This is a genomic window from Pararhodobacter aggregans, assembly GCF_003075525.1.
GTDB lineage: Bacteria > Pseudomonadota > Alphaproteobacteria > Rhodobacterales > Rhodobacteraceae > Pararhodobacter > Pararhodobacter aggregans.
In genome coordinates this window covers 287,061-306,987 of the sequence record NZ_QDDR01000005.1, presented here as the reverse complement: position 1 = coordinate 306,987, position 19,927 = coordinate 287,061, and the positions used below count along the sequence as shown (strand labels likewise).

At 68.6% G+C, this 19,927-nt stretch carries 17 protein-coding genes; 7 read left to right on the top strand and 10 right to left on the bottom strand.

All coding sequences use genetic code 11. The annotated features are described in order from the left end of the window. Positions 1-677: 677 nt before the first annotated feature. Positions 678-1,112, top strand: coding sequence for a DUF302 domain-containing protein (locus tag DDE23_RS12025; RefSeq protein WP_107754057.1), 435 nt, complete (start codon positions 678-680; stop codon positions 1,110-1,112). Between the two features lie 18 nt (positions 1,113-1,130). On the opposite strand, the gene msrQ is transcribed toward DDE23_RS12025, so the two are convergent. The 7 genes from msrQ to xylF form a co-directional block, all read right to left on the bottom strand. Beyond that, on the bottom strand, positions 1,131-1,763 hold the full coding sequence (gene msrQ, locus DDE23_RS12020; protein ID WP_107754055.1) for a protein-methionine-sulfoxide reductase heme-binding subunit MsrQ: 633 nt from the start codon (positions 1,761-1,763) through the stop codon (positions 1,131-1,133). Between the two features lies 1 nt (position 1,764). Beyond that, positions 1,765-2,667: a protein-methionine-sulfoxide reductase catalytic subunit MsrP gene (gene msrP / locus DDE23_RS12015; protein ID WP_107754053.1), complete on the bottom strand. Its 903-nt coding sequence runs from the start codon at positions 2,665-2,667 to the stop codon at positions 1,765-1,767. A 193-nt stretch (positions 2,668-2,860) separates the two neighbouring features. Continuing rightward, the gene (xylA, locus tag DDE23_RS12010) at positions 2,861-4,162 is read right to left on the bottom strand and encodes a xylose isomerase (RefSeq protein ID WP_107754051.1); all 1,302 of its coding nucleotides are present in this window, start codon (positions 4,160-4,162) and stop codon (positions 2,861-2,863) included. Between the two features lie 16 nt (positions 4,163-4,178). Continuing rightward, positions 4,179-5,612 carry a xylulokinase gene (gene xylB / locus DDE23_RS12005; RefSeq protein WP_107754049.1) on the bottom strand — a complete coding sequence of 478 codons (1,434 nt, stop codon included), beginning with the start codon at positions 5,610-5,612 and terminating at the stop codon, positions 4,179-4,181. Between the two features lies 1 nt (position 5,613). Then, positions 5,614-6,378, bottom strand: coding sequence for an ATP-binding cassette domain-containing protein (locus DDE23_RS12000; RefSeq protein WP_107754047.1), 765 nt, complete (start codon positions 6,376-6,378; stop codon positions 5,614-5,616). Continuing rightward, positions 6,378-7,799: a sugar ABC transporter permease gene (locus DDE23_RS11995; RefSeq protein WP_107754045.1), complete on the bottom strand. Its 1,422-nt coding sequence runs from the start codon at positions 7,797-7,799 to the stop codon at positions 6,378-6,380. The genes DDE23_RS12000 and DDE23_RS11995 overlap by 1 nt, the downstream gene beginning before the upstream one ends. Positions 7,800-7,879: 80 nt before the next feature. Further along, a complete protein-coding gene (gene xylF / locus DDE23_RS11990; RefSeq protein WP_107754044.1) occupies positions 7,880-8,902 on the bottom strand; it encodes a D-xylose ABC transporter substrate-binding protein in 1,023 nt (340 codons plus the stop codon). Positions 8,903-9,121: 219 nt separating this feature from the next. On the opposite strand from xylF, the gene DDE23_RS11985 reads away from it, so the two are divergent. Together DDE23_RS11985 and DDE23_RS11980 are read left to right on the top strand one after the other, a co-directional pair. Further along, positions 9,122-10,402 carry an ROK family protein gene (locus DDE23_RS11985; protein WP_420330165.1) on the top strand — a complete coding sequence of 427 codons (1,281 nt, stop codon included), beginning with the start codon at positions 9,122-9,124 and terminating at the stop codon, positions 10,400-10,402. After that, positions 10,399-11,871: a CRTAC1 family protein gene (locus DDE23_RS11980; protein ID WP_107754042.1), complete on the top strand. Its 1,473-nt coding sequence runs from the start codon at positions 10,399-10,401 to the stop codon at positions 11,869-11,871. The genes DDE23_RS11985 and DDE23_RS11980 overlap by 4 nt, the downstream gene beginning before the upstream one ends. A gap of 59 nt (positions 11,872-11,930) precedes the next feature. Here the strand turns inward: DDE23_RS11980 and DDE23_RS11975 are convergent, their stop codons facing one another. Together DDE23_RS11975 and DDE23_RS11970 are read right to left on the bottom strand one after the other, a co-directional pair. Next, positions 11,931-13,259, bottom strand: coding sequence for a cytochrome-c peroxidase (locus DDE23_RS11975; protein WP_107754040.1), 1,329 nt, complete (start codon positions 13,257-13,259; stop codon positions 11,931-11,933). A gap of 58 nt (positions 13,260-13,317) precedes the next feature. After that, on the bottom strand, positions 13,318-14,247 hold the full coding sequence (locus DDE23_RS11970) for an AEC family transporter (protein WP_107754038.1): 930 nt from the start codon (positions 14,245-14,247) through the stop codon (positions 13,318-13,320). A gap of 105 nt (positions 14,248-14,352) precedes the next feature. Between DDE23_RS11970 and DDE23_RS11965 the strand changes: the two genes are divergently transcribed. Next, positions 14,353-15,204, top strand: a complete 852-nt coding sequence (locus DDE23_RS11965; RefSeq protein WP_107754036.1) for an alpha/beta fold hydrolase — start codon at positions 14,353-14,355, stop codon at positions 15,202-15,204. On the opposite strand, the gene DDE23_RS11960 is transcribed toward DDE23_RS11965, so the two are convergent. After that, the gene (locus tag DDE23_RS11960) at positions 15,201-15,878 is read right to left on the bottom strand and encodes a GntR family transcriptional regulator (protein ID WP_107754069.1); all 678 of its coding nucleotides are present in this window, start codon (positions 15,876-15,878) and stop codon (positions 15,201-15,203) included. The two genes, DDE23_RS11965 and DDE23_RS11960, sit on opposite strands and share 4 nt — an antisense overlap. 67 nt (positions 15,879-15,945) lie before the next feature. Here DDE23_RS11960 and DDE23_RS11955 point away from each other — a divergent pair, with 67 nt between their 5' ends. The 3 genes from DDE23_RS11955 to DDE23_RS11945 all read left to right on the top strand — a co-directional run bounded on the left by DDE23_RS11955 (position 15,946) and on the right by DDE23_RS11945 (position 19,849). Beyond that, on the top strand, positions 15,946-17,004 hold the full coding sequence (locus DDE23_RS11955) for an AbrB family transcriptional regulator (RefSeq protein WP_107754034.1): 1,059 nt from the start codon (positions 15,946-15,948) through the stop codon (positions 17,002-17,004). Next, positions 17,001-18,791 carry a gamma-glutamyltransferase family protein gene (locus tag DDE23_RS11950; RefSeq protein ID WP_107754032.1) on the top strand — a complete coding sequence of 597 codons (1,791 nt, stop codon included), beginning with the start codon at positions 17,001-17,003 and terminating at the stop codon, positions 18,789-18,791. The genes DDE23_RS11955 and DDE23_RS11950 overlap by 4 nt, the downstream gene beginning before the upstream one ends. Before the next feature lie 77 nt (positions 18,792-18,868). Then, positions 18,869-19,849 carry a D-2-hydroxyacid dehydrogenase family protein gene (locus DDE23_RS11945; RefSeq protein WP_107754030.1) on the top strand — a complete coding sequence of 327 codons (981 nt, stop codon included), beginning with the start codon at positions 18,869-18,871 and terminating at the stop codon, positions 19,847-19,849. The last annotated feature ends 78 nt before the right edge of the window (positions 19,850-19,927 follow it).

Below are 19,927 nucleotides of genomic sequence, written 5' to 3'. Positions count from 1 at the left end.
CGCAAAACAGTGAAGCTGACACCTCTATCATCGCGTTACCGCTAAGAGGCCGATATCCAGACGTCCGATCCATCGAAATGAACCAAACCGCCCACATATCCCTTCATTCACCAAATTTTCAAAAAGCGTTCCGAACACAACACGAAGACGTCGCCAGCTCCCTAGCGCCTTCGCTCGCCTTGCATCCAGATTTTCGTTCCGGCGTTTCCGCCGCCGTCGCTGCTTCGTTCGCGTTTCCGCGTCCCCGCCGCTTCGGTGAGGCGGTATCTAGGCCCAGCGACCGGAACCCGCAAGAGAAAAAATGCAGGCTCCGGCGATTTTTTTCCATCTGCCTGTCACATAGCCTTGTTTTACTGGCCCTCTGGGCGCCCCTCGTGCGGGGGCATGGCGAGAGCCCCGCGCAGGCCCCTGCGGCCCGCGTGAGGATAGTTGCGCACCAGACCCGGGTCGCGCAATTTCCTGACCATCCGGACAGGAATCGCCCCCAAATTTTTCTGAATCACCCCGAATCCCCGACTCGATCCGCCGAATCCCCCCGGTGATTCCCCCGAATCCCCTTCCGGCAGGGGGCGATTCTGGCCAACCGCCCGCTACCGCGCGATTCGAAGTGCAAAACCGCCCAAGATATGCATGATCGCGAATGTAGAGACGGGGCGCCCCGCCCCAAGGAGGATCTCATGACCAGAGTGCTTTGCGCCGTGGCGCTGGCCGCGCTGACTGCGGCCCCTGCCCTTGCCGACGAGATGCGGCTCACCCCCAGCGGCATGTCCTTCGAGGATACGACCTTCGCCCTGGAATCGGCGATCGTCGGCCGCGGGCTGGTGATCGACTACACCAGCCATGTGGGCGAGATGCTGGAACGCACCCGCGCCGATATGGGCAGCGAGGTCGTGCTGTTCGCCAATGCCGATATCTACATGTTCTGCTCGGCAGCCGTCTCGCGGCAGGTGATGGAGGCCGATTGGCAGAACGTCGCCTTCTGCCCCTATGGCATCCAGGTGATCGAACGCCCCGGCGAAGAGGTCATGGTCGGCTACCTGCACCGGGACGCGGAAAGCATGACCCCGGCGAACGAACTGCTCGCCGGGATCGTGGCCGAAGTGACAGAATGAATGTGCGGGTCACCCGGTCTACCGGGTGACCGCCCCCGCGGGCGCCCGGGCCGCCGGGCGCCGCTTCGGCACCAGCCGGATCGCCAGCAGGGCGATCACGGCGCCGAGATAGAGGAAGGGCTCCAGCGGATAGCCCTTCACCAGCCAGACGAAATGCACCGCCCCCAGCAGGATCGCCGGATAGGTCAGCTTGTGCAGCTTGCGCCAGCCCAGCGCGCCCAGCCGCCGGATCGAGGCGTTGTTCGAGGTCACCGCCAGCGGGATCAGCAGCACGAAGGCCGCGAAGCCGATGGTGATATAGGGACGGCGCACGATCTCGACACTGATGCGGGACAGGGATTGCAGGTCCAGAAGCGCCCAGACCAGGAAATGCGCCATCAGGAAGCCGAAGGCCATCAGGCCCAGCGCCCGGCGGTACTTGAGCAGGCTGATGTTGGTCCAGGTCCGGAGCGGCGTCACCACCAGCGTCGCCACCAGTAGCTGCAAGGCCAGAAGGCCATAGCGGCGTTCCAGCGCGTTGATCGGCTCGGGCCCCAGATCGCCGTTGAGCCCCAGCCAGAAAAGCCAGCCCATCCAGCCGAAGCCGATCAGGTAGATCGGCCATGCGGGCAGAACCCGCTGGGCGCGGTTGATACGCTGCGCGAGGGTCATTTCAATAATTCTCCCGCAGGTCCATGCCGGCGTAGAGCGAGGCAACCTCGTCGCCATAGCCGTTGAACATCAGCGTGTCCTGCCGGCGCGAGAAGAGCCCGCCGCCGATCCGCCGCTCGCTGGCCTGCGACCAGCGGGGGTGGTCGACCTCAGGATTCACGTTGGAGTAAAAGCCGTATTCGCGGCTGTTCAGGCGGTTCCAGGTGGTCGGCGGCTGCTGGTCGGTCAGGGTGATCCGCACGATCGACTTGATCGACTTGAAGCCGTATTTCCACGGCACCACCAGCCGGATCGGCGCGCCGTTCTGCTTCGGCATCGGCTGGCCGTAGATCCCGGTCGCCAGCAGGGTCAGCGGGTGGCGGGCCTCGTCCAGCCGCAGCCCCTCGACATAGGGGAAGGGAATGACGCGGCTGCGCACGCCCGGCATGTTCTCGGGCTGCACGACGGTCTCGAAGGCGACATAGCGCGCGCCCGATTGGACGCCGATCTTGTCCAGCACATCGGCCAGTTCCACGCCGTTCCACGGCACCACCATCGACCAGGCCTCGACACAGCGGAAGCGGTAGATGCGCTCTTCGCTTTGCAGGCCGCTCAGCAGGTCGGCCAGCGCGTATTCGCCGGGCCGGTCGACCATGCCGTCGACGCGGATGGTCCAGGGGTCGATGTCCAGCGCGCTGGCATAGGCTGCGGGGTCCTCCTTGCCGACGCCGAATTCGTAGTAATTGTTGTAGGTGGAGATCTGTTCCAGCGTGTTGGGCTCCAGCCCCTGCGCCATCGCCGGCGCTCCCGTTGCCGCCAGCGCCGCCGCGCCGCCCATCCCGGCCATGATCTGCCTGCGGTTCAGCCACAGGGGGCGGGGGGTCACATCGTCATGCGTCAGGTCATTGGTCCAGCGGCGTGCCATGGGTCTCTCCTTGGGGTGAGGCCGCGCGTCGCCGCCTCAGGATCGGGTTCACCTGCCTATACGGGCCCAGTGTAGCCCGCGTTTCGCCTGCCCGGCAATTTTTGCCGTAAACCTTTCGTGACGAGGGGGGCGCGCAGACGCGAAAGGCCCGGCGCATGGCCGGGCCCCGTGTCGCGGTGCGGAGGGTCGCGCCTCAGACGAAGCGCGAGACCAGGTTTTCCAGCCGCTCCTGCCGGCCCGAGCGGGGGCGCGGGTCCAGTTTCTTCTCCTCGACCATCCGGGCGATGCTGGCCAGGTCGCTCGACAGCAGCGCCTTGCCCTCGGGCTTGTCCCAACCGGCGTAGCGGGCGGCGCGTTGCTCTTCCAGACGACCGTCGGTCAGCATCGCCGCCGCTGCCTTCAACCCGGCCGCGCAGGCGTCCATGCCGCCGACATGGGCGAGGATCAGATCCTCGGGGTCCAGCGACTGGCGGCGGATCTTGGCGTCGAAATTGGTGCCGCCGGTGGTGAAGCCGCCCGCCTTGAGCACCTCGTAATAGGCCAGCGCCATCTCCGGCACGTTGTTGGGGAATTGGTCGGTGTCCCAGCCGGATTGGTAATCGTTGCGGTTCATGTCGATCGAGCCGAAGATCCCCAGCGAGGCCGCCAGCGCCAGCTCATGCTCGAAGGAATGACCGGCGAGGATGGCGTGGCCCTGCTCGATGTTGACCTTGACCTCGCCCTCCAGCCCGAAATCCTTGAGGAAGCCGTAGACGGTGGCGACGTCGTAATCGTATTGGTGCTTGGTCGGCTCCTGCGGCTTGGGCTCGATCAGGATCGCCCCCTTGAAGCCGGTCTTGTGCTTGTAATCCACGACCATCTGCAACATCCGCCCGGCCTGCGCGCGCTCGCGCGCAAGATCGGTGTTGAGCAGCGTCTCATACCCCTCGCGCCCGCCCCAGAGGACATAATTCTCGCCCCCCAGCTGCTGCGTCGCGTCGAGGCAGGTCTTGATCGTCGCCGCGGCGAAGGCAAAGACCTCCGGGTCGGGGTTGGTCGCCGCGCCTGCCATGTAGCGGCGGTGGCTGAACAGGTTCGCGGTGCCCCACAGCAGCTTCACGCCCGTCTCTTCCATCTTCTGCTGGAAGTAATCGGTGATCTCGCGCAGGCGGGCGGTGTTTTCGGCAAAGGACGCCCCCTCGGGCCGGACATCGGCGTCGTGGAAGCAGAAATAGGGCACGCCCAGGATCTGGAACATCTCGAAGGCGACATCGGCCTTGAGCTTGGCATGGTCCATCGTCTCGCCGAACCAGGGCCGCTCCAGGGTCTGGCCGCCGAAGGGATCGCCGCCCGGCCAGGCGAAGGAATGCCAATAGGCCGCGGCAAAGCGCAGATGGTCCTTCATCGGCTTGCCCAGCAGCATCTCGTCCGGGTTGTAGTGGCGGAAGGCGAATTCGCTGGCGCTGTCCGGGCCCTCGTAACGGATGGGCGCAATGCCGTTGAAAAAGTCAGTCATGAGGGGGCTCCTGTCGTCAGAGATTCCGGATCGCGGCATAGGCCGCCTTGTAACGCTGATGCGCCTCGGCAAAGGCCGGGGCCAGATGCGGGTCGGGGTCATGGCTGCGGGCGACCGGCGGGGGGGTGGCGATCTCGGCGCCGGCGCCGGTCGCGGCCATCATCCCCAGCCGCGCCGCGCCCATCGCCGCGCCGAATTCGCCCTGCGCGGGCACGTCGAGCGGGAAGCCCAGCGTCGTGGCCAGCACATCGAGCCAATAGCCCGAGCGCGCGCCACCGCCGATGGCCAGCGCCCGGCTTATCGTGGTGCCGGTCGCGGCCAAAGCGTCGCGGCAATCGGCAAAGGCATAGGCCACGCCCTCCATCACCGCCCGCGCCGCCGCCTGGGCGTCGGTGGCGTGGTCCAGATGCAGAAACTGGCCGCGGATCTGCGCATCGTTCAGCGGCGTCCGCTCGCCGCCGAGATAGGGCAGGAACAGGGCGCGCCCGGGTGCGGTGACGGGGCCCAGACCCTGCGTGAGCTGCGCTGCCGACTGGCCGGTCAACCGGCTCAGCCAGTTCAGTGCATCGGTCGCGGCCAGGATCACGCCCATCTGGTGCCATGTCCCCGGCACCGCGTGGCAGAAGGTATGCACCGCCGTCGCGGGATCGGGCCGGTAGCCATCGTTCGCCGCGAACAGCACGCCCGAGGTGCCGAGACTCAGGAAGGCCGAGCCGTCATGCACCACGCCCGCGCCGATGGCGGCGGCGGCGTTGTCGCCCCCGCCCCCGGCCACGACGACCGAGGGCAGGTCCAGCTCGATCGCCAGCTTGTCGCGCAACTCGCCCGAGGGGGCGCTGCCCTCGACCAGCCGGGGCATGTGCTCGCGGCTGAGGCCGCAGACGGCCAGCAACTCGTCCGACCAGTCGCGCCGCGCCGTGTCGAACCAGGCGGTCCCGGCGGCATCCGACATTTCCGAGACATGGTTGCCGGTCAGCGCCAGCCGCAGGTAATCCTTGGGCAGCAGGATCTTCGCCGTCCGGGCGAAAATCTCGGGCTCGTGCCGCCGGACCCATTCCACCTTGGGCGCTGTGAAACCCGGAAAGACGATATTGCCGGTGATCGCCCGGAAGCCGGGATCGGCATCCATCTCGGCCGCCTCGGCATGGCTGCGGGTGTCGTTCCACAGCAGGCAGGGCCTGAGCACCTGATCCTCGGCATCCAGCAACACCGCGCCATGCATGTGCCCCGAGAGGCCGATGCCCCTCAACCCCCGACACTCGTTCCGCGCCCGGATCGCCCCCAGCGCCTCGCGCGCGGCCGAGACCCAGGACTGCGGGTCCTGTTCCGACCAGCCGTCATGCGGGCGTTGCACGGTGAGCGGCACGGAATGCTCGGCCAGGACGTTTTGATTGACGTCTATCAAAATTGCCTTCAGCGACGAGGTGCCGAGATCCAGTCCGATATACATGTCAGGCCGCCAGATGCTCGGGCTTCTTGCCCAGGATAATCATGGCCAGGATGTCATCCTCGGTCACCTCATCCACCTTGACCACGCCGACCAGCTCGCCGTTCTTCATCACCGCCGCCCGGTCGCAGAGCCGCTTCACCGCGTGCACGTCGTGGTCGATCAGGAAGATCCCCAGCCCCTGCTTCTTCAGCTCCTTGATGAGGTCCGCGACCATCTGGGTTTCCTGCGGGCCCAGCGCGGCGGTGGGTTCGTCCATGATGAGGACACGGGCGTTGAAATAGACCGCGCGCGCGATCGCCACCGATTGCCGCTGCCCGCCCGACAGCGCCGAGACCGGCGCCTTGAACTTGCGGAAATTGGGGTTGAGGCGGCCCATGATCTTGCGCGTCTCGGCTTCCATGCGGCCGTCGTCGACGAAGCCCAGCGGCGTCGTGATCTCGCGCCCCAGGAACAGGTTCGCTGCGGCGTCGAGGTTATCGGCCAGCGCCAGCGTCTGATAGATCGTCTCGATGTTATAGGCGCGGGCGTCGCGGGGGTTGGTGATCTCCACCTCCTGCCCGTCGATCAGGATCTGACCCGAATCCTTGCGGTAAGCGCCGGACAGGCACTTGATGAGCGTCGATTTCCCGGCGCCGTTATGGCCCAGCAGGCCCACGACCTCGCCCGGGTAGAGGTCGACGCTGACATGATCCACCGCCTTGATGCCGCCAAAGGCGATGGAGATGTCGCGCAATTCGACCATCGGGGTTCCGCTACGGTCAACCATCAGATCATTCCTTTCCGACGCAGCAAAAGGCCAAGCCCCGCCGAGATCACAACCGCCAGCGCCACGAAGAGCCAGGAGGCGAAGAACCACACCAGCACCGGCAGCAGGATCAGATGCACCAGCAGCACCTTCGGCCGGATCGCCGCCATGCGGTAGGCGATGTCCAGCAGAACGGCCTCGACCAGCACCAGCCCCACGACGATGTTCTGGAAGGGCGCGTCGACCCCGACCATGGCCATCCCCGATTGCAGCGATTGCATGATCAGCGCGCCGAGGATCGCGCCGAAGATCGTGCCGATGCCGCCCGACAGCGCCGTGCCGCCGATCACCGCCGCGGCGATGACCCTGAGTTCGTCCAGCGTGCCGATATCATTGGCGTGGTTGGTCAGACGGGCCGAGGCCACGACCGCCGAGAGCCCGCACAGAAAGCCCATCATGGCGAAGACCTTGACGGTCAGCATTCGGGTGTTGATGCCTGACAGCTCGGCCGAATCCGGGTTGCCGCCGGTGGCGAAGATATAGCGGCCGAGGCGGGTCTTGCGGGCGATGACCGTCATCACCACGGCCAGCAGGATCAGCAACAGCACCGAGATCGGCAGGCCGTAGCCTTCGGTATAGCCCTCGGGCAGGGTCTCGCCCCTTGCCTCGAACACCCGGCGCAGGCGGGCCGCGGGGACCTCGTAGGCGTTGACGATGGCGACGAAGCCCAGGATGCAGGCGGCATAGACCACGGCCAGCACACCCTCGGCCCAGAGGGGCTTGACCGGGAATTCATGCGCCACCTTGGCCCGGCGGCTGGAAAAGAGCGCCCAGATCGACGCCGCCGCCGCGACGATGCCCAGCCCCCAGCTGATCGTCGCGCCAAGCGTGCCGTTGATGCCGCCGAACAACTGGAACGTCTCGTCCAGCGGGCCGATGGTCTGCCCGCCCGTCACGTACCACGCCACGTTGCGCCAGATCAGCAACCCGCCCAGCGTGACGATGAAGGCCGGGATCGTCAGGTAGCCGACCAGCCAGCCCTGCACCGCCCCGATCAGCGTGCCGACCGCCAGACCGACAAGGATGGCCACCGGCGCGATCAGCGGCGAGCCCAGATCCAGCCCCAGCTCGGGCAGCCAGACCTTCTGCGTCATGGCCATGAAGGCCGAGCAGGTGGCGAGCAGCGCGCCGACCGACAGGTCGATGTGGCGGGTGACGATGACGAAGACCATGCCGGTCGCCATGATCGCCACGCTGACCGTCTGGATCGACAGGTTGAAGATGTTGCGCGGGCTGAGAAACCGGCCCTCGGTCATCACGTTGAAGGCAAGGCAGATCACCACGAAGGCGGCGATCATGCCCAAGAGGCGCGTGTCGATTTCAAGGGAATCGATCACCGAACGGCGCCGAGGCTGGGCGGCGGGGCGCGCGATATCGCTCATGGCGGACTCTCGAATGGGGGGAAGGATGCCGGTGCCGATGGAACGCCCCGGCGGCCGGAACCGCCGGGGCCGCTGTCAGATCAGTTGCAGGGGGCCGGGCCGTTGGTCACGCCCTGGCAGAGCGCCTCTTGCGTGATCCAGCCCGCGTCCACGACGACCGACAGGTTGTCGCGGGTCACCGGCACCGGGGCCAGGAAGCGCGAGGTCATGACCGTGCCCGCGGGCGAGGTCCATTCCTGCGCGCCCTCGACATCGGCCATGGCGGTGCCACCGGCCAGCGCCACGGCGATCTCGGCCGCGGCACGGCCCAGTTCGCGGGCGTCCTTCCAGACCGAAACGGTCTGCGTGCCCAGCGCGATGCGGTTCAGCGCGGCATGGTCGCCGTCCTGACCCGAGACCGGGAGGCCCTGCATGCCCTGCGCGGTCAGCGCGGCGACGACACCGCCGGCGGTGCCGTCGTTCGAGGCCACGACCGCATCGACGCCGTTGTCGGTGGCGGTCAGGATCTGCTCCATGTTGCGCTGCGCGTTGGCGGGCAGCCAGCCGTCGGTATAGGCCTCGCCGACGATGGTGATGGCGCCCGAGTCAATCGCCGCCTGCAGCACTTCCTGCTGGCCGCCACGCAGGAAATCCGCGTTCGGGTCGGTGGGCGAGCCCTTGATCATGACATAGCGGCCCTCGGGCGCGGCTTCCAGAACGGCGCGGGCCTGCATCCGGCCGACTTCCACGTTGTCGAAGGTCAGGTAGAAGGCGCGCGGGTCCTCGATCAGACGGTCATAGGCCACGACCGGGATCCCCTCGTCGGCGGCGGCCTGCACGGCCGGGCCGATGGCCTGCGCGTCCTGCGCCAGCACGATCAGCGCGTCCACACCCTGGGCGATCAGCGCCTCGATATCCGACAGCTGCTTGGCCGAGGACGATTGCGCATCGGCCGAGACATAGGTCGCACCGGCGGCTTCCAGCGCCGCGACGATCGCGGCCTCATCCGTGCGCCAGCGCTCTTCCTGGAAGTTCGACCAGCTGACGCCGACGGTCAGTGCTGCGGCCATCGATGTGGTAAGACCCGCCGTCGCGACGACAGCGGCAAACAATGCTTTGCGCATTCCATTCCTCCCCTATGGTGCCCCGACTCCCGGGGCTGCGGGCTCCATCCCGACAGCCGGAAGCATAGGATATTTTGTTCACCTGTCAAAATAAAGATTCTCGCGTTGATCGAAATTTCATGCTTGGATAGGGTCAAAGGGCCGATGTTTGCGCGAACTCGGAACGTTTCCTTGGATCGCCGCGACGCAGCGAAGGAATATTTTTTGAGCCGTGAAGTTATGATGCCCGCAGATGACGCGATTGCCCTGGCCGCCAGCCCGACCCTGCCGCTGGGCTGCGGCCCCCTGCTGCCGGGTCCGGTGCAGGACCCCAAGCCCTTGCGCCAGAAGGTTTTCGAGCATGTGCGCGCCACCGGCACCGCGGCCCGGGCCGATGTCTCGCGCGCGCTCGGCATCAGCGCGGGCTCGGTCACGCAGCTCACCTCGGACCTGATCGAGCGCGGTTTCCTGCGCGAAACCGACGACAACCCCCGCGACCGCCGCGATGCCGGGCGCGGGCGGCCCGCCGTGGCCCTCACCGTGGTGCCCGAATCGCGCCGGGTGATCGGCATCAAACTCTCGGACGAGCGGCACACCGCGGTGCTGGCCGATTTCGCCGGCACCATCCTGGCCGAGGCCATGCTGCCCACCCCCGCGGTGCGCAAGACCCTCGACCAGATCGCCGAGGAAACCGCGGCGCTGGTCGAACGGCTGCTGGAACAGGCGGGCCTGCCCCGCGACGCCATTTCCGCGGTCGGCATCGGCATCTCGGGTCTGGTCGAGCCGATCGAAGGCACGATCCCCTGGTCGCCCCTCATCGCCGGCAAGGACCTGCCGCTCCGCGCCGCGCTGAACCGGCGGCTGGGCCTGCCGGTGCTGATCGACAATGACGCCAACATGCTGACCCTGGCCGAACTCTGGTTCGGCGCCGGGCGGGCGATGTCGGATTTCGCCGTCGTCACCATCGAGCACGGCGTCGGCATGGGGCTGGTGGTCGGCAATCGCCTCTATCGCGGCACCCGCGGCATGGGGATGGAGCTGGGCCACACCAAGGTGCATCTCGACGGCGCCCTCTGCCGCTGCGGCCAGCGCGGCTGTCTGGAGGCCTATCTGGCCGATTACGCGCTCGCGCGGGAGGCCGCCACCGCGCTCGGCCGCAATCCGCGCGCCATGGCCTCGGCCCAGGCGATGCTGGAGACCCTCTTCGCCGAGGCCAAGGGCGGCAACATGGCCGCGCGCTCGATCTTCCGCCGCGCCGGGCGCTATCTGGCGGTGGGCCTCTCGAACGTCATCCAGCTGTTCGATCCCGAGCTGATCATCCTCTCGGGCGAGCGGATGCGCTACGATTACCTCTATGCCGACGAGGTGATGGCCGAGACGCTGGAACTGACCCTCAACCACGGCCGCTCGCCCTGCCGGGTCGAGACGCATAATTGGGGCGACATGGTCTGGGCCCGGGGCGCGGCGGCGCTGGCCCTGGGCTATGTCACCGATACCGCGCTGGGACAGGGGGCGGCATGATGCGCTGGCTGCTGCCGTTCCTGCTGGCCCAACCCGCGGTGGCGAGCCCCTTGTTCGAGGATCTCTCGGGCACGATCCCCGACCATCGCTATACCGGCGGCTGGGAGCATTTCGTCGGCGGCGGGGTCGCGGTCTTCGATTGCAACGGCGATGCCCGGCCCGAGATCCTGGCGGCGGGGGGTGAAAATCCGATGTTGCTGCTGGGGAATGACGGCGGGTTGCGCTTCGCCCCTGTCACTTTCCCCACAATCACCGGCGCGACCGGGGCCTATCCGCTGGATATGGACGGCGACGGGTTCCTCGACCTTTTCATCCTGCGCGCCGGGCCGGACATGATCCTGCGCGGCGGGGCCGACTGCGCCTTCGCGGATGTGACCCAGGACTGGGGCCTGCCGCAGGAAGACCGCTGGACCACCGCTTTCACCGCCTGGTGGGAGGGTGAGCGCCCGACCCTGGCCATCGGCCATTACGTCGACCGTTCCAACCCCAACGGCCCGTTCCAGGCCTGCGATTCCAACAGCTTGATGAGTCCCACGCCGACCGGCTGGCAGGCCCGGGCACTGGAACCCGGCTTCTGCGCCCTCTCCATGCTGGCCGCCCGCGACGCCCGCGACCGCCCCACCCTGCGGATCTCGAACGACCGGCATTATTACGTGCGGGGCGGCTACGAGCAGATGTGGGACATCGGCAGGCACCGTTTCCTCACACCCGAGGACGGCTGGCAAAACGTTTCGCTCTGGGGCATGGGCATCGCCTCGCAGGACCTGAACGGCGACGGACGGGACGAGGTGATGCTCACCTCGATGGGCGACCAGCTGCTACAAATCGCACAATCCGACGGCACATACGCCGCCGCGCCCTATGCGATGGGCACTTATGCAACCTTGCCGCATGACGGCAGCGACGGCCGCCCCTCGACCGGCTGGCACGCGCAATTCGGCGATGTGGACAATGACGGCCTGCCCGACCTCTTCATCGCCAAGGGCAACGTGGACCAGATGCCGACCAACGCCATCCACGACCCGAACGACCTGCTGATGCAGGCGCCGGACGGCAGCTTCCATCAGGTCGCGACCGAGGCCGGGATCGCCACCAGCGAACGCTCGCGCGGCGCGGCGCTGGCCGATCTCGACGGCGACGGGCGGCTGGACCTCATCGTGGTCAACCGCCGCGCGCCGATGGAGCTTTACCGCAACATCACGCCCGACACCGGCCATTGGCTGGCCGTGGACCTGCGCCAGCCCGGCGGCAACACCCGCGCCATCGGCGCCCGGATCACCGTCACCACCGATCAGGGCAGCCAGTCGCAACAGGTGACAATCGGCGGCGGCCACGCTGGCGGGCAGGCGATCCCCCGGCATTTCGGCCTGGGCCCCGCCACCAGCGCGGTGATCCGCGTCGACTGGCCGGACGGTAGCAGCACGGAAACCGAGGCCACGGCCGACCAGATCCTGACCCTCACGCCCTGAGGCGTGGCCGGGCGGGCGGGTGCCGCCGAGCGCAGCGACGGCGCAGGCGCCCTGCCCGGTTACGGATTGGGCACCGTCAGGCCCGAGGGCACCGATGCCGGCACGCCCAGCCGCCCCGTCACCGCCACCGGATCGGTCAGCGTCTCCAGAAACGCCACCAGCGCCGCGATCTGGCCCTCGTCCGGCCGGAAGCCCCGCACCGCCGCCTCGGCAATGGCCGAGACCTGCGCCGGATCGTCCAGCACCGCCCAATCCTCGACCTCAAGTGCGGGCAACACGGCCTCGGCCCGGTCATAATCCACCGCCCCGCCATCGGTGTGATGCGCGAGGAACCCCGCCAGCGTCCGATGCGCGCCGCTGTGGCCATAGGGCGCGGTCAGCGCCACGTTGCGCAGCGCGGGCGTGCGGAAGGCGTACCAATCGCCCGCCTGCCCGGTGACCCGGAACCGCCCCTCGTCGCGGTGATGCGTCTCGAACCGCGCGCCCTTGCCGGGGCCGAATTGCGGCTCGCCCATGGCGTGGAAGCCGTGGTCGGTCAGGAACGGCCCGGCGTGGCAGCCTGAACAGCCCGCCTCGCCATAGAACAGCGCCATCCCCTCGGCCGCGCGCGGCGCCATCGTCGCCTCGCCCCGCAGCACCGCGTCGAAGGGCGCGCTGTCCGAACGGAACTCGAATTCCATGAAGGCGGCGATGGCGTTCGAGACATCGGTGAAGGCGATGGGCCGCCCCGCCGCCACCTCCGGATAGACCTCGGCGAAGAGCGCCGCGTATTCCGGCACCCCGGCCACCCGCGCCGTCAGCCGTGCCCAGGCCCCGTCGGGGCCCGAGATCATGCCCAGCCGCACCGCTGTCGAGATCTCGTTCTCCTGATAATGCCCGGCCATCTCGTCGGGCGAGACCACGGGAAACATCGTCTGCGCCGCCAGCATCGAGGCGAAGCCTGCCGGCATGTCCTCATCTAAAGGCGTGCGCATCCCGTTCGGGCGGCTCTGGTCCACCTCCACCCGCCCGTCATGGAACATCGACTGATATTCCAGCGCGCCGAGGTTCCACAGGGCCTGCGCGTTCCGCGGCACGCGCTCTTCCGGCAGGTTGTCGGGATCCGCCACGCGGTCCGGCCCCAGCCCCCGCCCGCCATCGCCCAGCCCCAGCGACAGCCCGTCCGAGGTGCCGAAGGCCGGGTGGTGACAGGTGGCGCAGGCGACCTCGCGGTTGCCCGACAGGATCGGATCGTAGAACAGCAACTGCCCCAGCCGCGCCTCCTCGATCCGCACCGGGCGGAAATCGGCGTCGCCCAGCGCGCGGGGCAGCGCGGGCGGCGTGTCGCTCGCGTAGGCGGCGATCCCCGCCACGGACAGAACCCCCAGCACAACGCCCGACCTGCGCATCACGAACCCCTCCCTGTTAGCGCACACAGTGCCAGCCGGAGGGGCGTCGCGCAACAGATCAGGTCAGGGAGGCCAGCACCAGCGTCACCGTCACCACCGAGGCCAGCGTCGTCACGATCAGCGCGGTCGAGGCGACCTCGCGCAGCGCGAAAGGCGCGGCGAGGATCGGGAAGACGGTAACCATCGGCAGCGCGGCAAAGAGGATGCCGACCGGCACCAGCGCGACCGGCACCCCCGGGATCAGCAGCAGCGCCGCCGCCACCAGCACCGGATGCAGCAGCAATTTCACCGTGGCGACCGAGATCGCCCGCGGCCAATGCCCGCTGACCGACATGCCCGCCACCGTGCCGCCGATCACGAACAGCGCGACCGGCGCCGCCGACATCGCCAGGGCCGAGATCGCGCGCTCGGTCGGCTCACCCAGCGGCAGGCCGGTGAAGCGCACCACCAGCGCCGCCACCACGGCGATCAGCAGCGGGTTTCTGAGCATCGGCTTCATCGCACCCCGAACCAGCGCGCCCAGCCCCTTCTCCGTCCCGCCCGCCATCAGCGCCAGGATCGTCGCCGCCGGGATGATGAGCACATTCTCGACGACCATGGTCATGGCAAAGACCACCGCGCCCTGTTCGCCGAACACGAGGCTGGCGATGGGGAAACCCAGAAAGCCCGAGTTCGACGTGGCCATGCCCAGCGCCAGCACCCAGCCTTGCTGCCGATCCAGCCCCAGCTTCATCCGCAGCAGCGCATAGCCCAGCCCCAGCGTCAGCACCGAGCCCCCGGCATAGGCCAGCAGGAACGGCAGGTTCAGCCCGACCTCGCCATGCGGCAGGGCGATGGCGAACAGGATCAGCGCCGGCAGGCAGACCTTCAGCGTGAACTGGCTCAGCGCCGGGACATGCGCGGACTGCAGATAGCCGCTGCGAAAGGCGATATAGCCCGCGATGATCGTCAGATAGATCGGCAGGGTGGTGAGGATCACGGCGATCATGGCGGCGCTCCGGTTGCTGGGGGTTCCTTAACACCGCAAGGGACGGGCGACGAGGGGATTTGCCCCCCGATTTGCCCTGCCCCGCCCTCGCACTATCCTTGCGCCATGCAAGAACCGACCGCACATCGTGTCACCCGGGACACGCTCACCCTCGCCGCCGAGAGTTTCGGCAACCCCGAGGATCCGCCGCTTCTGCTGGTCATGGGGGCCACGGCCTCGATGCTGGGCTGGCCCGATGCCTTCTGCCGGACGCTGGCGGCGCAGGGCCTGCGGGTGATCCGCTTCGACCACCGCGATACCGGCGGCTCGACCACCCTGCCGCCGGGAGAAGCCAGCTATACGGTCGAGACGCTGGCGGGCGACATCCTCACCCTGCTTGATGCCTTCGAGGTGTCGCGCGCGCCCTTGGTCGGCATGTCGCTGGGCGGGTATCTGGCGCAGATGGCGGCGCTGCGCTGGCCCGGGCGCGTGGCCTCGCTGACGCTGATCGCCTCGGAGCCGCTGGGCTGGGACGGGCCGGACCTGCCCGGATTGTCCGAGGCGTTCCTGTCACATTTCGGCACCCTCGGCAGGCTCGACTGGAGCGACCGCGCCGCCGTCGCCGCCTTCCTCCTGGAAACCGAACGCCTCTGCGCCGGGGCGGATTTCGACGCGGAGGTAGAAGCCGCGCGTGTGGACCGGGTGCTGGCGCGCACCCGAAGCCCTGCCAGCATGTTCAACCATGCCACGCTGTCGGTGATCGAGGACTGGACCGGTGCCTTCCGCCGCATCGACTGCCCGACGCTGGTGATCCACGGCGACAGCGATCCGATCCTGCCGCTGCCGAATGGCGAGGCATTGGCCGAGGGCATCCCCGACGCCGACCTGATGGTGCTGCCCGACACCGGCCACTGCCTGCCCGCGCGCCATCACGCCGCCATCGCCCGGCGCATCGCCGCGCAGGTCCGCGGGCTTTAATCCGGCACGTCGTCGGCAGGACGGCTTCGGAACTGCCGCAACCGCACCGCATGCGCGGCGGCCACGTGCCGCCGCATCGCCTGTTCCGCCGCCAGTTCGTCCCGGGCATCGAGCGCCGCCAGAACCTCGGCATGTTCCTCGATCGCGCCGCGCGCCCGCTCCTCGCCCTCCAGCGTCGTCGGGCCCAGCAGCAGCAGCGTTTTCTGCAACCCCGCGACCGAGCGCGCCAGATAGCGGTTGCGCGCCGCATCCAGCAGCGCCGCGTGGAACTGGCGGTTCAGCTCGTACATCCGGGCCGGATCGCCCAGCGCCGCCGCCATCTCGGCGTTGATCGCCGCCAGCTCGTCGCGCTCCACATCCGAGGCCGCCCGCGCCGCCAGCCGCGCCGCCGTCCCCTCCAGCACGCCCCGCATCTCATAGAGTTCCGTGACCTCGCCCGGATCGAGCCCCCGCACCGCCGCGCCGACGCGGGGCACATGCACCACCAGCCCGTCGGCCTCCAGCTGCCGGATCGCCTCGCGCACCGGGGTGCGGCTGATGCCCAGACGGCCGGCCAGCTCCACCTCCAGCAGGCGGTCACCCGGCTTCAGGGCGCCCGCGCGGATCTCCAGCAACAGACGGCGATAGGCGTCCTGTCCCTGCGGCAGATCGGGGTTCGGATCGGAATTTCGCATGTGCACCTTGCAGATTGCATCCATTGGTATACAATAGGCCACAACAACCGCTCTTCATAGGCCCAAAATGTCGCGCCTCGCCGCCTCGCTGCCGCCCCTGCAGCGCAGCCTTCTGACCCTTGCCCTGTCGCTGCTGGGGGTGCTGGTCTTCTGGCTTTTGCACCTGCCGCTGCCCTTCCTGTTCGGGCCAATGGTCGCCTGCCTGCTTGCCGCGCTGATCGGCCTGCCGCTCAGGGGGACCGGGCAGATCGGCGTCGGCGCGCGCACCATCCTCGGGGTTGCGGTGGGCGCCACGCTGACCCCGGCGCTGATCGCCTCGCTGCCGTCGATGCTGGCCTCGGTCGCGCTGATCCCGCTCTATATCGGGCTGATCGGGCTGATCGGCGTGCCCTTCTTCCGCCGCATGGGCTATGACCCGGCCACCGCCTGGTATTCGGCCATGCCGGGCGGGCTGCAGGACATGATCATCTTCGGGGCCGAGGCCGGGGCCAATCCCCGCACCCTGTCGCTGATCCACGCCACCCGCGTGCTCATCATCGTCACCGTCGCCCCCTTCTTCATCGTCCATGTCTTCGGCGCCTCGCTCAGCCATCCGGTCGGCGAACCGGCCCGCGACCTGCCCCTGACCGAGATGGCACTGATGGCCGCCGCCGCGCTGATCGGCTGGAAAGGGGGCGAGAAGATCGGCCTGTTCGGTGCCTCGATCCTCGGCCCGCTGATCGTTACCGGCGCGCTGTCGCTGGCGGGCCTGATCCATCACCGCCCCCCGGCCGAGGCGATCTATGTCGCGCAATTCTTCATCGGCTCGGCCATCGGCGTGGGCTATACCGGCATCACCCTGACCGAGATCCGGCGCGACGTGCTGGCGGGGGTCGGCTTCGTGGTCATCCTGGCGATGCTGGCGGCGCTGATGTCGGAACTCGTGCATCTGATGGGCATCGCCCCGCCCTTGGAGGCCTTCCTCGCCTTCGCGCCCGGCGGGCAGGCGGAAATGACCGTGCTCTCCATCGTCGTCGGCGCCGATCTGGGCTATGTCGTGGTGCACCATGTGCTGCGCATCCTGCTGGTCATCACCGGCGCCCCGATCGCCGCGCGCCTGATGCGGGTGTCCCGCAAGGAGGGATGATGACCTTCACCACGCGGCCCGAGCTGAGCGGCACGTTCGGCATGACCGCCTCGACCCACTGGATCGCCACGGCGGTCGGCATGTCGGTTCTGGAGCGCGGCGGCAACGCCTTCGACGCCGCCGTCGCCATGGGTTTCGCGCTGCATGTGGCCGAGCCGCATCTGAACGGGCCGCTGGGGGACATGCCGGCGCTGATCTGGCCCGCCGGCGCTGACGCACCGACAATGATCTGCGGTCAGGCCCCCGCGCCCGCCGGCGCCACCATCGCCCATTACCGGGCCGAGGGGCTGGACCTGATCCCCGGCTCCGGCCTGCTGGCCACCGTCATTCCCGGGGCCTTCGACGCCTGGATGCTGATGCTGCGCGACCACGGCACCTGGCCGCTGGCCGAGGTTCTGGCCCCCGCCATCCACTACGCGGCGACCGGCATCCCCCTCCTGCCCCGCATCAGCGCCGAGATCGCCGCGGTGGCCGATTTCTTCCGCGCGGAATGGCCGACCTCTGCCGCGACCTGGCTACCGGGCGGGCAGGTCCCCGCGCCGGGCGCCCTCTTCCGCAACCCCGACCTTGCCGCCACCTGGCAAAGACTCTGCGCCGAAGTTGCCGGCATTCGCGGGCGCGAGGCGCAGATCGACGCCGCACGGGAGGCCTTCGCGCAGGGCTTCATCGCCGGGGCCATCGACGATTACCTGCGCGAGGCCTGTGTCATGGACGCCAGCGGCCAGCGCCACAAGGGCGTGCTGACCGGGCAGGACATGGCCGGATGGCGGGCCTCCTACGAACCCGTGCTCAGCACAAATCATGCAAATTGGCAGATTTTTAAGGGCGGTTTCTGGTCGCAGGGGCCGGTCCAGTTGCAAGTTCTCGACATTCTGCGCGACGAGCCGCTGGCGGATCTCGACCCGCTCGGCCCCGAGGCCGTGCATCTGACCACCGAGGCGCTGAAACTCGCCTTCGCCGACCGCGAGGCCTATTACGGCGACGGGCCGGGCGTTCCGGCTGAGGCGCTGCTGTCGCCCGCCTATGCCGCCCGGCGCCGCGCCCAGATCGGCGAACAGGCCAGCGACGCGCTGCGCCCCGGCGCCATCCCGGGGGCCGGACCCCTGGCCCGGGCCGCCCTGGAGCGTCAACGCTGGCTGGCCGGACGGGCCAGCCACCGGGGCCCGGGCGTCGGCGAGCCGACCATGGGCCATCTGAAGAAACCGGGCGATACCGTGCATCTCGACGTGGCGGACCGTTGGGGCAACATGGTCTCGGCCACGCCCTCGGGCGGCTGGCTGCAAAGCTCGCCGGTGATCCCGGGCCTGGGCATGCCGCTGAACTCGCGGGCGCAGATGTTCTGGCTGGACGAGGGGTTGCCCACTTCGCTGGCCCCGGGACGGCGGCCGCGCACAACCCTGTCACCCAGCTTCGCCCGGGCACCCGACGGCACGCGGCTGGCCTATGGCACGCCGGGCGGCGACCAGCAGGACCAGTGGCAGGTGTCCTTCATCCTGCGCGTGATCCACCACGGGATGAACCTGCAACAGGCCATCGACGCGCCGCTGTTTCACACCAACCACCTGCAGGCCAGCTTCGACCCGCGCGGCTTTTCGCCTGCGCATCTGCTGGCCGAACCGGCCTTCCCGCAGGCGACGCTGGACGCGCTGCGCGCGCGCGGCCACCGGCTTCAGGTCGCCGCCCCCTGGTCGGCCGGGCGCCTGACCGCGGTCAGCCACCGGCCGGACGGGATGATGAAGGCCGCCGCCACGCCGCGGCTGATGCAGGCCTATGCCGCGGGGCGCTGAGGCCCTGTGCCAGCGCGACAACCCCTTGTAGGATGGGCAATATTGCCCATCCTACGCCCCCTGATCCAAGGTCCGCGATGAAGATCCATATCCTCGACGACTGGCACGACACGCTGCGCCACCTCCCCTCCTTCGCGAAACTCGCGGAACATGAGGTGACGATCTGGACCGACCATGTCGAGGATCCGGCGACGCTGGCCGAACGCCTGCAGGAGGCCGAGGCGCTGGTCCTCTTCCGCGAGCGTACCGCCATCGGCGCGGCGCTGCTGGACCGGCTGCCCCGGCTGCGGCTGATCTCGCAGCGCTCGCTCTATCCCCATATCGACGTCGCCGCCTGCACCCGCAACGGCGTGCTCCTGTGCTCCAACATGGCCGCCGACGCGCCCTCCATCGCCACCGCCGAACTGACCTTCGGCCTGATGATCGCCTGCGCGCGCGACCTGCTGAACCAGAACGCCAGCCTGCGCGCCGGGCACTGGCAGCGGGCACCGGGACAGACCCTGGCCGGGCGGATGCTGGGGCTCTATGGCTATGGGCGGATCGCCCGGCAGGTGGCGGTCTACGCCCGCGCCTTCGGCATGGGGGTGCAATACTGGGGCTCGGCAGAGGGCCGCGCCCGGGCTGCCGCGGCGGGCGAACAGGTGCCGCAAAGCCGCGAGGCCTTTTTCGCCACCTCCGATCTCGTCTCGCTCCACATCCGCCTCACGCCCGAGACGCGCGGCATCGTCACCAGCGCCGATCTTGCCGCGATGAAGCCCGGCGCCAGTTTCCTCAACACCTCGCGGGCCGGGCTGGTCGAGCCCGGCGCGTTGCAGGCGGCGCTGGCGGCGGGCCGTCCGGGGCGGCTGGCCCTCGATGTCTTCGACCGCGAGCCGCTGACCGATCCGCAGGATCCGCTGGTCAACCACCCGAGGGTCATCGCCACCCCGCATATCGGCTTCGTCACCGAGGACAATCTGGACCTGCAGTTTTCCGACATCTATGACCAGATCAACGCCTATGCCGCGGGCGCGCCCTTGCACATCATCAACCCCGAGGTCTGGCGCAGCAATGTCTGACCTTTCGGGCCGGCTGACCGGACCAGCGCAGGCCGGGGGTCGGCCAGAGGTGGGGTGACGTCCCACCCTGCGCCGCCA